This window comes from Sphingobacterium sp. 40-24 (assembly GCF_001899705.1).
In the GTDB taxonomy this organism is placed as follows: domain Bacteria; phylum Bacteroidota; class Bacteroidia; order Sphingobacteriales; family Sphingobacteriaceae; genus Sphingobacterium; species Sphingobacterium multivorum.
Genome location: NZ_MKWH01000040.1, coordinates 35,943 through 49,667, shown reverse-complemented (window position 1 = coordinate 49,667; position 13,725 = coordinate 35,943). Strand labels below are relative to the sequence as shown.

16 protein-coding genes are annotated in these 13,725 nt (G+C 42.3%); 10 read left to right on the top strand and 6 right to left on the bottom strand.

All coding sequences use genetic code 11. The annotated features are described in order from the left end of the window. Positions 1 to 40: 40 nt before the first annotated feature. Together BGP15_RS16620 and BGP15_RS16615 are read right to left on the bottom strand one after the other, a co-directional pair. Positions 41 to 1,234 (bottom strand): FecR family protein, encoded by a 1,194-nt coding sequence (locus BGP15_RS16620; protein WP_286770177.1) that lies wholly within the window; start codon positions 1,232 to 1,234, stop codon positions 41 to 43. Between the two features lie 84 nt (positions 1,235 to 1,318). Continuing rightward, on the bottom strand, positions 1,319 to 1,858 hold the full coding sequence (locus BGP15_RS16615) for an RNA polymerase sigma-70 factor (protein ID WP_286770176.1): 540 nt from the start codon (positions 1,856 to 1,858) through the stop codon (positions 1,319 to 1,321). A 399-nt stretch (positions 1,859 to 2,257) separates the two neighbouring features. Between BGP15_RS16615 and BGP15_RS16610 the strand changes: the two genes are divergently transcribed. From BGP15_RS16610 to BGP15_RS16600, 3 genes are all read left to right on the top strand, one after another. Next, entirely contained in the window at positions 2,258 to 2,647 is a 390-nt protein-coding gene (locus tag BGP15_RS16610) for a DoxX family protein (protein WP_286770175.1), read from the top strand. 262 nt (positions 2,648 to 2,909) lie between these two features. Continuing rightward, the gene (locus BGP15_RS16605) at positions 2,910 to 3,161 is read left to right on the top strand and encodes a hypothetical protein (RefSeq protein WP_046674299.1); all 252 of its coding nucleotides are present in this window, start codon (positions 2,910 to 2,912) and stop codon (positions 3,159 to 3,161) included. 56 nt (positions 3,162 to 3,217) lie between these two features. Beyond that, the gene (locus BGP15_RS16600; RefSeq protein WP_112373453.1) at positions 3,218 to 3,820 is read left to right on the top strand and encodes a hypothetical protein; all 603 of its coding nucleotides are present in this window, start codon (positions 3,218 to 3,220) and stop codon (positions 3,818 to 3,820) included. An 89-nt stretch (positions 3,821 to 3,909) separates the two neighbouring features. On the opposite strand, the gene BGP15_RS16595 is transcribed toward BGP15_RS16600, so the two are convergent. Next, positions 3,910 to 4,299 carry a VOC family protein gene (locus tag BGP15_RS16595; protein ID WP_286770174.1) on the bottom strand — a complete coding sequence of 130 codons (390 nt, stop codon included), beginning with the start codon at positions 4,297 to 4,299 and terminating at the stop codon, positions 3,910 to 3,912. Positions 4,300 to 4,373: 74 nt separating this feature from the next. On the opposite strand from BGP15_RS16595, the gene BGP15_RS16590 reads away from it, so the two are divergent. Beyond that, the gene (locus tag BGP15_RS16590; RefSeq protein ID WP_286770173.1) at positions 4,374 to 5,558 is read left to right on the top strand and encodes an MFS transporter; all 1,185 of its coding nucleotides are present in this window, start codon (positions 4,374 to 4,376) and stop codon (positions 5,556 to 5,558) included. A gap of 4 nt (positions 5,559 to 5,562) precedes the next feature. Beyond that, a complete protein-coding gene (locus BGP15_RS16585; RefSeq protein WP_286770172.1) occupies positions 5,563 to 6,312 on the top strand; it encodes a DeoR/GlpR family DNA-binding transcription regulator in 750 nt (249 codons plus the stop codon). Between the two features lie 130 nt (positions 6,313 to 6,442). Here the strand turns inward: BGP15_RS16585 and cobA are convergent, their stop codons facing one another. Then, on the bottom strand, positions 6,443 to 7,204 hold the full coding sequence (cobA, locus tag BGP15_RS16580; protein WP_286770171.1) for a uroporphyrinogen-III C-methyltransferase: 762 nt from the start codon (positions 7,202 to 7,204) through the stop codon (positions 6,443 to 6,445). A 197-nt stretch (positions 7,205 to 7,401) separates the two neighbouring features. On the opposite strand from cobA, the gene nirB reads away from it, so the two are divergent. From nirB to BGP15_RS16560, 4 genes are read left to right on the top strand one after another with little or no spacing between them, the layout of a single operon-like run. After that, complete coding sequence (nirB, locus tag BGP15_RS16575; RefSeq protein ID WP_286770170.1) at positions 7,402 to 9,918, top strand: nitrite reductase large subunit NirB; 2,517 nt, start codon at positions 7,402 to 7,404, stop codon at positions 9,916 to 9,918. Between the two features lie 52 nt (positions 9,919 to 9,970). Continuing rightward, positions 9,971 to 10,300, top strand: coding sequence for a nitrite reductase small subunit NirD (gene nirD, locus BGP15_RS16570; RefSeq protein WP_286770169.1), 330 nt, complete (start codon positions 9,971 to 9,973; stop codon positions 10,298 to 10,300). A 48-nt stretch (positions 10,301 to 10,348) separates the two neighbouring features. Next, the gene (locus tag BGP15_RS16565) at positions 10,349 to 11,161 is read left to right on the top strand and encodes a formate/nitrite transporter family protein (RefSeq protein ID WP_286770168.1); all 813 of its coding nucleotides are present in this window, start codon (positions 10,349 to 10,351) and stop codon (positions 11,159 to 11,161) included. Between the two features lie 6 nt (positions 11,162 to 11,167). Further along, positions 11,168 to 11,569 carry a hypothetical protein gene (locus tag BGP15_RS16560; protein ID WP_236560135.1) on the top strand — a complete coding sequence of 134 codons (402 nt, stop codon included), beginning with the start codon at positions 11,168 to 11,170 and terminating at the stop codon, positions 11,567 to 11,569. 53 nt (positions 11,570 to 11,622) lie between these two features. Here the strand turns inward: BGP15_RS16560 and BGP15_RS16555 are convergent, their stop codons facing one another. Continuing rightward, complete coding sequence (locus BGP15_RS16555; RefSeq protein WP_286770167.1) at positions 11,623 to 12,330, bottom strand: Crp/Fnr family transcriptional regulator; 708 nt, start codon at positions 12,328 to 12,330, stop codon at positions 11,623 to 11,625. Between the two features lie 231 nt (positions 12,331 to 12,561). Between BGP15_RS16555 and BGP15_RS16550 the strand changes: the two genes are divergently transcribed. Then, positions 12,562 to 13,119: a hypothetical protein gene (locus BGP15_RS16550; protein WP_146752970.1), complete on the top strand. Its 558-nt coding sequence runs from the start codon at positions 12,562 to 12,564 to the stop codon at positions 13,117 to 13,119. A 16-nt stretch (positions 13,120 to 13,135) separates the two neighbouring features. On the opposite strand, the gene BGP15_RS16545 is transcribed toward BGP15_RS16550, so the two are convergent. Continuing rightward, positions 13,136 to 13,492 (bottom strand): SMI1/KNR4 family protein, encoded by a 357-nt coding sequence (locus BGP15_RS16545; protein ID WP_286770166.1) that lies wholly within the window; start codon positions 13,490 to 13,492, stop codon positions 13,136 to 13,138. Positions 13,493 to 13,725: the final 233 nt, after the last annotated feature.

Genomic DNA, 13,725 nt, shown 5'->3' with positions numbered 1-13,725 from the left:
TTTAGTCCTCCTTTGGTTTTTAAAAATTGGTTTATCTTCTTTAGCTTTTATTCTTTACGGTGACGGTTTTTCTGTCAATTTCAAATTCAAGGCCGGCCCCGCGTTTAATGAGTTCTAAGGCTTCGGCGAGGCTTACACTTCGGCTCATGCTTCCGCCAAACTTTTTCTTACTGATCGGTCCTTTGTAGATAACCTGGATATCATACCAGCGTGCCAGCTGTTCCATAATGTCCTGAATCTGGTCGTGTTCGAAATAGAAATAGCCATGTTGCCAGGCGGTTTCCTTTTCGATATTTGCCTGAGATACGCGCATGTCGTTGCCGTCGAATTCGACTTTCTGTCCAGGTACGATTTGTTTGGTCATTTTATTTTTATTGGTCAGCTGTATGCTGCCATTGATTAATGTGACATTGGAGGCCACATTGCTGTAGGCCGTCAGATTAAAGGTTGTCCCTAAAACTTTAACAGCACCGTGGATTGTGCTGACGATGAAGGGACGATTTTTTTCGTGGGCCACTTCAAAGTAGGCCTCACCCCGTAGTTCCACATTGCGGGTCGATTTACCAAAGGCCAAAGGATAGCTCAGTTCGGAAGCTGAATTTATCCAGACTTTGGTACCATCGGGGAGTATCATCCGGTAAAAGCCCGATTCAGGTACTTTCAACGTGTTTTTTAGGCTTGCAAGTTCGGCCTGCCCGCTGTTTGGTTTGTACTGCAACTGGCCATCTACGATCCGAAGCTGTTCGCCATGCGTTTCCTCTATAGTCGTTTTCTCGTCAGAAAGAGCTACAGTTTTACCATTGGAGAGGGTAAGAGTGGCTTTCTGTCCTCCTGGCAATACATCGTTGTTATACCGATAGACTTGATCGGCGACAATTTGTTTGTCCTGAGGAGCAGAGTTTAGAAACCATGCGACACCTAAAAAGATGAGTAGGCTGGCTGCAAGACCTGCATAGATCTTTAGTTGGCGCATGCCGCCGGTATGTAATGGTCGTTTTGCTAGTTCGGCCGACGTGTAGTTTAGTATCTTCGTTCTTGCGCGATCCAAGTCAAGGTTATTCCAGAACTCCGCATCGCTAGATCTGAGCCCCTGGCTGGTGTATCGTTCCCATTGTTCACGTAGGCTCGGATCATCTTCAAAGATTTTTTGGAGAGCCTGCGTATCTGCTTGGCTCAATGTCCCGCTAAAGTGCTTGACTAAGAAATCGACGAGTATAAATTGGTGATCCATCATGCTGTTCAATTGGCTGTATAAGGAGAAGAGCCATAGGGGGCGTAAAAGGATGGAAGGAAAAAAAATAAAAATTATAAATCCTTGTTATTCAGTGAGTAAAAATAATAAAAGGAGGAGTGCTCGTGCATCTAAACGTGATCTGAGAAGCTGTATAGCTCTTTTTTTCTGACTTTTAACAGTGTTGATGGAGATGGTCAGGTTACCCGCAATTTCTTCGTTGGAGAGTTTGTCGAAGACGGCCATATGCAATACCTGTCTGCAGCCCTGCGGTAGTTGGTTGATGGCTTCCATGAGCTGGTCGATGACTTCGGCCTGTATCATGGCATCCATGATGGTCTGCTCTTCGATCATGTCCTTGTCGAGCTGGTCGACGTATTTACTTTTTATTTTTTCACGGCGGATGTGTTTGAGGCAATTGTTCCGGATGGCAATGAAGAGATAACCTCGGCGTGTATTTTCATCATCGGGTAGGGTATTGCGGCCCTCGCAGAGCCCTGCGAAAAAGCTCTGAACAACATCTTCAGCCAAAGCTTCGTCGTGGAGGATATTGTTTGCAAAGAGACAAAGCTGTCGGTAGTATTGCTGAAAAAGAGATTCAATATCGTAAGGTAAAGCTATCTGCAAATTTTCCACCTTGTTTGATGATGTATAAAGAAATTGACATAACAGGAGCTCTAGGAGCACGGGTATAAATATAGGGAAATATGCTCAGGTTCTGGATTTGAGAAAGGCAGCTGTTCTTATATTTCTTCGAAAACGTTTGAGTGCCGGCAGTTGTTCCGTTAGTGATACCGATCTGCACTACAGGAAAGAGCCAGGATGCAGTGACGTACCATTTGTCTATCTGAAAAAGCGGCCTTGCTCTGAGGAGATCGGCCGTTTTTTGTTATTGGGCATAACGCCAGCCCCGTTGAGTAAACTTGTAATACGTTGCTGTTCTTTCTCATCATAGGCTATGATATGGACGCGTTGTAATAGATCAAACAATTTTACGTCGAATGATGTACTTTGAATAAAAAAGCTATGGATAAATCACATATGCAGAAGATTGCACGGGTTGGATTAGGTGCTTTTTTGGTTGTTGCCGGTATCGGACATCTAACCTTTGCCCGTAAGGAATTTCAGGCTCAGGTGCCAGACTGGGTTCCGATCTCCAAAGATGATACAGTTGTATATTCAGGTTTTGCGGAAATTGCTTTGGGTGCTACACTGATTTTAGCACCTGCCAAGCAGCGATCGAATGTTGGAAAAATCGCAGCAGCATTTTTTGCAGCCGTGTTTCCCGGAAATATTGCCCAATATACAGACCATCGGGATGGCTTTGGATTGGATACGGATGGAAAGCGGCTCGCCCGTTTATTTTTTCAACCCCTATTAGTGGCCTGGGCATTGAAAAGTACAAGCAAGAGCTGATTGGGTGAAAACTGGTTGATCAGAAGCTGATACAAATTGGAAAAAAAAAAAACCATCTGCCTGCGGCTGTTGTCCTATAGGTATCCATGTAAGGAGTAACTTAGTTAAAAAGGTCGGGTGTTCCATTTTCATCCGACCTTTTTTATTTTTTTGCGCTATTCTTTTTGCTAATCTCCAACCTTTTCTGTTTTTTTATTGCCCATTTAAATAATTATATTCGCATCAACATACAAAATAACTAACCTATAAAAGTACAGACCTGATGGAAGAAAAAAAATTAAATGAACTCAGTAATGAAGAGTTGTTGGTTCTTAAGAAGAAAGCCAAACCCACGAAAATCATCAATGCATCGATCATTGGCTTTTGTTTAGGGATAGCCGCCTACAGTGTATTCGTCGCAGGCATAACCTGGCCGACAATTTTTCCCCTGATTCTGGCGGTCCTAGCCTATAAATATTTTGGTAAAAATGAAAAGGCTGTCGATGCGGAGTTGAAAGCCCGGAATCTCAAATAGAAAAAAGCAAACCATTGCAGTTGCGCTGTTGTTTCTTTTTAAAAGAATAGCAGAACATGAGAAGGGAACAAATAGACGCATGGATAGCCCAAGGCTACAATGTGCTGGAGCAGAAGAAACCTAAAGTCGTGCAGGGCGATATCTGGGAATACCTCAACCGCTGTGACGGACAAGGTACGGAGGTGTATGCCTTATCCGAGCTGCAAAAATGGTCGGATCAGGAACTGGCTCAGATGGAACTGAAGAAATATGCCGACCAGTATGGGCAGATGGGTGAGAAGCTGTTTCTACGGAATGAAGCAATTCGAAATAAAGACGTTGAAAAGTATGAGGCATTTTTACTACTATTTTTTCCGGACAGCGTTGAAAAAGAGCTGGAGGAAGCTCGCTTTTTGGCCGATCGTGTAAAACGTGTCAGTAAGGAAGAAATGGAACAATGGGTCGTATCGAATCATGTCAATGTACTGATGTCGGATCTTCATTGCCTGGACTATGGTTCCATTATGAGCGGTATGGTGCTTCCCTCCGAAGAGGTAGTCAGTTATACCGACGATGGGCTCAGCGACACCATTGATTGTCACGTCACCCCCATGGAGTTCTTTTCCCATACCGACCACGACTACTACTGGATCGACCCTGTTATAAAAAATCGTAATTGAATCCCTTAAATAGGCCTTTTGGACTTTCTTTTCATACGGATTAAGGTAAAGCATCTCGAGCACCATCGAGATGCTTTATTTTTTTTCGTTTAAGCTACAATTTCTATTGGATTTCCCTCTGGATCAAGTATGACACTTTCATAATACCCATCGCCCGTCGTACGGGGTTCGCTTTCAATAATATATCCATCCGACCGTAATTGCTCGGTCAACTTATCGACAGCATCTTTTCCACCGACGCTTAGGGCTAGATGGGTATAACCTTTGCTCAGGCTTCTGTCAGCTGCTGCTACAGTGATATCAATACGGTTCATAATCTCTAAACGTGCGTCTGACTCGCGAAATTTAAGAAAGTAGGATGAAAACCCCTTGTTTGGATTATGGTATTTTTCTCCGCTAACAGTACCAAAGTATTTGGCGTAAAAAGCACGTATTTTCTCGAGGTCATCGACCCACAGGGCGAGGTGTTCTATTCGCATGGTAAATCTTTTTATTTAATTACATTGCAATATTATGCAAATTTGCATAATATTGCAATGTAAAATTTGTCAGGATGTTGAACGAACCGATCATTAACGAATCGATAATTAAGGCAAAAACAGCGACACAGGTTATGTTTTTGGTATGTGGCCTCGCGCTATCAAGCTGGGCACCGATGGTACCTTTCGCCAAGGACCGTCTTTGTCTTAACGATGGAGAACTGGGGCTTTTACTGCTGTGTTTGGGGGGTGGTGCACTATTAACGATGCCTCTCTCTGGTTTTTTTATCGGGAAACTTGGGAGTAGACAAGTGATTTTGATCTCAGGTATAATTGCTGCCGTTGTGCTCCCTGTTCTGTTGACGGTAACAAATAGCTATTTGATGGCCTGTGTTCTTTTTATATTTGGCTGCAGTATAGGTAGTATAGATGTGGCTATGAACGCACATGGTGTGCAGGTTCAGAATGCCATGGGTAAACCGATCATGTCATCTTTACATGGGCTGTTCAGCGTAGGTGGCCTATTTGGGTCGATCGGCTTGGGTTTTCTGATAAAGATGGGGCTAATTCCGATTTATGCGGCAGTTACTATCGCTATCTTTTTAATACTGCTATTGATCTTACAATATCGAAAGCTGCTGGGTTACCATAAGGAAAAGGAAATCATTGTCGAGTTTTCCCACATTGATGAGACTCGGGTTTCCAAAAAAAGATTTCAATGGCTCAGGTGGAGTGTGCTGGTACTTGGGCTGATGTGTTTCATCGCCTTTCTGTCGGAGGGAGCGATGTTGGATTGGAGTGCGATATTCTTGCGGGACCACAAAGGCGTATCTCCGGAATTTACGGGAATTGGATATGCGGCATTCTCCGTGGCGATGGCGGTGATGAGATTGCAGGGAGATCGATTAGTAAGCAAGCTGAATAGTAAAGTGGTGGTGATCGGTGGGAGCCTATTGGCGTCATTAGGTATCTTGATCCTGGTATTTAGTCCCTGGCTTTCGGTTACACTTGTCGGATTTGTCCTGTTGGGACTGGGAGCTGCCAATATTGTCCCAGTATTTTTTAGCGAGGGTGGACGGATTGAAGGACTTTCACCGACAGTAGCCATTCCGGTTATTTCAACAATGGGCTATGCAGGTCAGCTGGCAGGACCGGCGCTTTTGGGTGCTATTGCACAGCATTTTTCTTTGATCATTGCTTTCGAAACAATAGCTTTACTTTTTCTAGTGGTAGCCCTTATCTATAAAATCAGGAAGTAATAGCATGTTAAAAGAAGAACGTTTTGAGGTAATCCTCCGCGAAGTAGCGAGTCGGAGGAAGGTGAAATTCGAAGAACTGGCGGTATTGTTGGCGGTATCGGAAGATACCATCCGTCGCGACATAGATCTTCTCTATCGGAATGGGTTGCTTTCCAAGACCAGGGGTGGGGCTATGCTTCGCGAAAAAGATCCGTTGACTTTCCAGGATAGGCAATCGTTTCTGACCAAAGAAAAAGATATTATTGCATTAAAGGTACAGCCATTTCTGAAAGATGGCATGACCATTTTTGTGGATGGTGGCACTACGACATGGGCCGTAGTGAATGCGATGCCATTGGATATCCGGATCCGGATGGTTACGAATAATTTTTCCATAGTGCCGCTGCTCGAGAAGTTCAAAAATGTGGAACTTATTTTTTTGGGTGGTAATTTTGAACCCGATCTGGCGGTAACTTCAGGCATCACAACCTGTATGGAAGTTGCTAAATATAACGCCGATATCTTTATTATGGGAACTTGTGCTGTAGATCCTGAGCTCGGTGTTTCGGCAACGTCAGTTGCAGATGGCGAAACCAAAAAGATGATGGTGCAATGTGCAAAGAAAACAATAGCCTTAGCCAGCCAGAATAAGCTTTATCAAGGGGAACTGTTTAGGGTATGTCCAATAGATTCGCTCACGGCATTGATCACCGACCTGGACTCCAATGATTCCGAATTGAATCCATTTAGAAATATGGATCTGCAGATTGTATAGACGGTCTGACTATTTTGGCCTTGTATTGTGGTCGAATTCAGCGAATAATCATCCCTGCGGCAAGCTCTTCTGTTTACGTGCTGCTGCGAAGTGGTATTGTTGTGTCCGGCAGAATGACGGGCAGATAGCGTTAGATGATGTGCCTTTTTTCGGTAGCCAGTGTCAATGTATGTTGTAGATTCACGACGTCGCCTATGATAATGATGGCTGGATGTCCCATGTTATACTCTTTGCTTATTTTTACGAGATCTTTGACTTTGCAATGCACTTGTCTTTGTTGAGGTAAGCTTGCGTGCTGTATAATCGCGGCTGTTGTTTCTCCTTTACCGTGTAACACATAAGTGCGTGCAATTTCGTCGAGCTTACGCATACCCATATAGATAACTACTGTAGATCTGCTCTGAACCGCTAGTTGCAGATCGGATGAAAGGGTTCCATCTTTCTTCATGCCTGTCAATACCCATACGCCTTCACTTACACTGCGATGTGTTAATGGAATATTATGGAGGCCTGCGCCTTGCATGCTGCTGATACCCGGAATATAGGTGATGTCAATGGATCTGTTTTGCACGGTAAGCCATTCTTCAAAACCCCGGCCAAAAAGATAGGGATCACCACCTTTAAGTCGTAGCACCCTGTCGAATTTGCTGCAGTAATGTAGGATAAGTTTATTTATTTCTTCCTGAGGAACGTATTTTCCATAAGGATGCTTGCCAACATAGTGTTTTAAGCAGTTTTTGTCTGCTATTTGAAGGATTTCTTGATTAATTAGGTTGTCATATAGGATCACTTCAGCATTTTCTATCGCTTTATAAGCTTTTATGGTAAGTAATTCGGGGTCTCCTGGTCCAGAACCTACAATAAATAAGGTTTTTTTCTTTATTTCTTTCATTATATCTTTTTTTTTGTTTTTATTTTATATAAAAGTATTAAAAAATATGACTAAAATCATGTTTTGTATTAATTTTTATGTTTTATTGTTGAAAAAATATTATAAAAATCATATTTATTTTGATTTTTTGATTTTTTATTCCATAAATTAGTGTTATTGAAAGTGTAAATTGATTTTTTTCAATAAAAATTATGATTATGGATAGAAAAAATGTTGTTATTATCGGAAATGGTATGGTTGGTAATAAGATTTGTGAAAAATTAAAGCAAAAATCTAATAACCTAGATATAACCGTATTTGCAGAGGAGTCAATTCGAGCTTATGATCGTGTTCATTTGACAGATTACTTCAAAGTTTCGTCCATTAATGAGCTTTTTTTGCTAAAAAATGAGTGGTATATAGAAAATAATGTAAAAATCCATTTAGATGATCCTGTTATTGCTATAAATCTCTTGAAAAAGGAAGTGAAGTCTCTAAAAGGGATTACATTAAATTATGACTATTTGGTTTTTGCGACAGGTTCTGCCCCTTTTGTTCCTCCTATTCCTGGGATTGAGAAAGAAGGGGTGTTTCTCTACCGTACAATCGAAGACTTGGAGTTGATTAAGGCTTATGCGGCAAAGGTCAAAACTGGTACGGTCATGGGGGGCGGACTTTTGGGTCTTGAAGCTGCTAAAGCTCTCCTAGATCTTGGCCTAAAAGAAACTGCTGTGATTGAATTTGCTCCCCGCCTGATGCCACGCCAGATCGACGATAGTGCCAGTGTGCTTTTGCAGCATAAGCTCGCGGAATTGGGCTTGCGTTGCTTATTGCAAAAATCCACAAGTCAACTGCTGGGTGATGATCGCCTCACAGGAGTCGCCTTTAACGACGGCACCTCCATGGCGACAGATCTGCTGGTGATATCGGCTGGTATACGTCCCCGTGACGAACTCGCCAAGAAGTCGGGCCTAGCTGTCGGTGAACGGGGTGGAATTTTGGTGAATGCACAGATGCAGACCTCAGACCCTTCAGTTTATGCCATCGGTGAATGCGCCTTGGTGAATGATATGATTTATGGTCTGGTGGCGCCGGGGTATGAGATGGCTGAAATTGCGGCAGCTCAAATCGTAGGGGAAGAAAAATCTTTTATAGGGTTTGATATGAGCACTAAACTGAAACTGATGGGAGTTGATGTGGCTAGTTTTGGAGATCCTTTTATCAGTGAACCTTATGCTCGAACGATCTTATTGGAGGATCGTAATAAGGGTATTTATAAACGACTAAACGTCAGTACAGATGGAACGCGGCTATTGGGCGGAATACTTGTCGGGGAAGCGACAAGTTACAACATGTTGCTTCAGATGGTTAACAATGACCTCGCATTAGCAGAACATCCAGAACTTCTCCTTTTCGACCAACAGCGTGACATCAGGTCGGCTTCTTCTGGTCTAGAGGCTCTTCCTGATGCGGCGCTAATCTGCAGTTGTGAAGGAGTTTCTAAAGCACAGATTTGTGATGCTGTAGCAACTAAAAATTGTGAAAATGCGGACGCCGTAAAGAAATGTACCAAAGCCGGATCAGGATGCGGCGGCTGTGTGCCGATGATTAAGGACCTTGTTAATTACACCATGAAACAGCAAGGGAAATACATCCGGAGTACCATCTGTGAACATTTCAATTTGAGCCGTCAGGAGCTTTATGATCTGATCAAGATCCACGAGCTTAAAAGTTATGATCATGTATTGGATGCGCTGGGCCATGGCCATGGCTGCGAAGTATGTAAACCTTTGGTGTCTTCCTTGCTTGCCAGTCTTTGGAACGAGATGATTCTTGGCAAGGGTAATGATGTGGCTCAGGATAGTAACGACCGTTATTTGGCTAATATACAAAAGGGTGGGACATATTCGGTGGTTCCGCGTATTCCAGGCGGTGAAATTACCCCGGATAAACTGATCGTTATTGGGGAGGTGGCCAAGAAATACAGGTTATATACAAAAATTACGGGTGGACAGCGCATTGACTTATTTGGTGCACATCTCAATGATCTGCCATTGATTTGGGAAGAACTTATTGCTGCGGGTTTTGAAAGTGGACATGCTTATGGTAAGGCACTACGGACTGTTAAAAGCTGTGTAGGCAGTACCTGGTGTCGGTTTGGGTTGCACGATAGTGTTTCTTTTGCGATACGGATAGAGGAACGCTATCGTGGACTACGTGCTCCGCATAAGATCAAGTCGGCTGTTAGTGGTTGTATTCGCGAGTGTGCTGAAGCGCAGAGTAAGGATTTTGGAATTATTGCAACCGAAAAAGGTTGGAACCTTTATGTTTGCGGCAACGGTGGAAGTAAGCCGCAGCATGCCTTATTATTAGCCTCGGATATCGATAGTGAAACCTGTATCCGTTATATCGACCGTTTTTTGATGTTTTATATCCGCACCGCGGATCCGTTAACGCGGACTGCTACCTGGCTCAATAAAATGGAGGGCGGAATAGATTATCTAAGAAATGTTGTGGTACAGGATAGTCTGGGGATGGGTGATTCCTGGGAACAGGATATGCAGCTGCTTGTTGATAGTTATCGCTGTGAATGGAAAGTCGCTGTGGAGGATCCGGAAATTCGTAAACGCTTTGTTCATTTTGTAAATGCACCAGAGGAGAAGGATGAAACTGTTCGCTTCGAAAGCTTTCGCGGACAGAAGAAAGCTGCAGATTGGAACATCAATACTTATTAAATATAGAATCACTAAACCTTTTAATTGAAATCATATGAATATGCAAATTGACATGCAGTGGCTGAAGGCTTGCCGGATTGAAGATGCCATTGAAAACGGCGGAGTCTGTCTTAAATTGAATAACGAACAGGTGGCCTTGTTTTATTTTGCCCGTCGCAATGAGTGGTATGCCACGCAGAATGAATGTCCGCACAAACGGCAGATGATTTTAAGCCGCGGGATGTTGGGCTGTTTGGGTGAGACGCCTAAAGTTGCTTGTCCTTTCCATAAAAAAACCTTTGCCCTGGACACAGGTGAATGTCTTTCGGGTGACGAATGCGCGATTAAAACGTATCCGGTGAAGGTTGAAAACGGAAGTGTTTTTATCGGAATGACTGCTTAGCTAAGCTAATAAATAACTGAATCTAAAACCTTTTAAAACAAAAATACCATGGATTATATTAGCCCAAAAGAGGTTGCTGGTGCAATGATGAATACCGCAATCTACAAATCTACGCTTCCAATCAAAGATCTATTGATACGGGGAGCATTGTCAGGAGCCTTATTGGCAATTTCTGTCACACTCGCACTATTGGCGACTTCCCAGACGGGACTGAGCTTAGTCGGTGCATTTGTTTTTCCGGTGGGTTTTGTCATTATCGTTATCCTTGGTCTGGAGCTGGTGACGGGAAGCTTTTCGCTGGTGCCTTTAGCCTGGTTTGAAGGTAAGATCAATTTTAAGGCGATGGCCAATAATCTTTTCTGGGTTTTTCTGGGCAACTTGTTGGGCAGTGTGCTCTTTGCGATTTTGTTCTGGGCGGCTAGCACAGAGACCGGGCAGTCGAGCCAGCTCGGAAATATCGAACAGAGCCTAATTCTGATCAGTGAAAAGAAAACCCTTGGATACAGCAGCCATGGTGTGGCCGGTTTGTTTTCGGCTTTTGTCAAAGCTATTCTGTGTAATTGGATGGTCTGTATGGGCGTGGTGATGTCCATGACTTCTAAGTCTACCCTTGGTAAAATTCTAGCTGCGGGTATTCCGATCTTTATATTCTTTGCATTAGGTTATGAGCACGCTGTTGTTAACATGTTTGTGATCCCTGCCGGGATGATGTTTGGTGCAAAAGTGACGATCTCCGACTGGTGGCTTTGTAATCAGCTGATCGTAACCGCTGGAAACATTGTTGGCGGTTTGCTATTTACGGGGATGGCTATCTATTATACTTATCATCAAAAAGAAAAGGTATCAACTTCACAAAATTGAATTTTTATGGATCAAATGAAAAAACTATTGACGCTAATCTTGTTGCTGATTGCTGGCGATAGAATTTATAGTCAGGAAAAAATAATAAAAGGCAGTTTGTTTGAAGGCATTGCGGTAGCGGGCTACGTCGATCGGGGTGTTTACTTCAATTGTACCGGGCCAGCTGTGAAATACATATTCGCACCCAAAAGCTGCCTGTTGCTTGGTCTATTACCTAGCTTAAAACTGAAAGAAGATAAGGTTGAATCGGGGAAGCCAAAGAACTCCTGGATCACGCCCTCTCTGGGATTTGGTTTAACGGCTGTATTCCGACATATTGCCATTCAGCTGCCAGCATTCTATACCGCAAAAACGAGTGCTGCTGATGGTAAATGGAGATTGGGAGTCGGTATGGGCTTTAAATTTTAAGGTGATGTATTTTTAAGGGAATATATGATTTGGGGAGTCGTTGGCTTTTCTAGCTAGTTTAACTCCCCATTGTTTTCTTCTGATAGATCCTGTAAAAGCTGGAGGTTTTTAATAAAAATATCTTTTTTGTCCATTATGATGGCTCCTAATTCGATAAGTTCGCTCAGCGTACGATATACGGTCTCGTACGTAGCGCCTACGTAGGAAGCTAAGTCTTTTTTGCTTAGGGATAACCCAATATATCCATCCTTATGTCCCTCGCTGAAAAAACGGTGAAGTAACAATAGGCTCCAGGCAAGGCGATTTTTAACAGCGAGCTGTGTCAGTCGGGTCATCTTTTGTTCAGAAAGATGTAGTTCGTCGGCAAAAAACAACATCAACCTGTAGCTCAGCTCAGGATTAATGCGTAGCGTGGATAGGAAGAACGGCATTTCGACGAAGCAGAGCTGTGACACTTCCAGGGTTGTTGCAGAAATAGGGTAGACAGTTTGTTCGGTACTGATTCCTCGATGGCCAACGATATCTCCTTTTTTTGCAAATCGTACAATGATTTCTTTATCCCCGAGATTACGGTGAACTTTGACAAGTCCCGACTGGATGAAATAAATTCCCCGAACGGATTCTCCTTCGGAGATAAACTGTTCACCTTTTTTTAATTTGATATTCTTCCGATGAAGGTCGATCTGTCCGAGCCAATCTTGTAAGACATAACGGCACATAAGGCAGGAGTGATCGCAAGGATTTGTTTTCTTCGATTTCATCAAAGTCTGATTCGTATAATGGACGGTGTGTTATCTGTCCAAAGTTATTATCTATTCGTTTAAATTCCTATTTTACCTTTTATAAAAACAGTATATCTTTTGATTTTAACTTATTAATGTGTGGAACTGGATGAAATTTTGCATCTCCATAATGTCGGCATCTTGTTGATGCGGTTATTTGAAACCAGCATGTATTGTTTTCTTCGATTTAGTGTAAAGACCAATAGTATTATGAATCAAAGAACTTATTTAATTTTTGTTACTCTTTATTGCATGTTGCCTCTGTTTTTATCCTGTGGTTCCAAAGAGAAACAGCGGGAAAAGGAATTACGGATTTTGTTCAGTCGAGAATTCGTTGATGAACAGTATAGTCAAGAAAGATACTTGAGTGATTCTTATAAACATCATGCGGTTGATTTTTTTGCGGCCAAGAATGATACCTTTCCATTAGCGAAATGGGACATTCTTCTCGATGAATTAGATAAGTTAAAGCGGTACAAACCTGAAAAGAATGATATAGGGCATAAACATAACTATTGCTCGAATCTAGAGATTGAGTTTTTTGATCATGAAAAATCCTTATGTCAATTATGTTTGAATCCAGATAATAAAACTTTAAGACTGAATTATTTGGTGTATGAGGCTTCTCCTGAACTGATTTCTTTTTTTTGTAATTACATTTCGGCAGATTCGGCAGCTCTGGCTTCTAGTGGAAAAGGTTACTATGTGAAAAAAGTAATGTTTAACGACAGGAGTGTAATTCAAAAATTCATCGAGAGAAAAAAATGAGGGCGATGAGTTTCTGTTAGCCCACCTTAAAACGTTTGGGATATTCGCCGGTGTTATCTAGGCTAAAAAAATACTCATTCCACCAGTTTTCGATTTCAAAGTCCATACCAATCATATTGGTCAGTTCCTGCGCTGTATCCAGCGCTTCTCCTAGTGGGATGAAAGTCGAATTGTTCACAAAGACTTCATAACTTGTTGTGCGTTGCCCATTTTTCCAGCGATAGAGCGCTTTAAGATTCTGAGGTATCTCCATATCATATTGCTGTTCAAGGTCCCTAAACTCTTCTGCCGATAACGAGGACTGTAGATCGATATACAGCTCAGGTCTTAGATTTTGGATATAACTGTCTAATGTGGCTAGTGTCTGTTGCATAATGGTGGATTTTTGATGCATTCATAAAGTTAGTCATAATTGCCTGAGTATGCGAATTATCATGTGCGCTTAGTATAGTAAGAAAAGTTGAAAATGTTAATAATTATTTAATGGGAATTAGTTTAAATTTATGTCAGCATAAAGCTATAGCTATGTTCATAATTGGATAAAACGATAGCGGATGTTCACGTGTTATTTATGCAGGTATCCTTTTTGTAATTTACTGAATACGC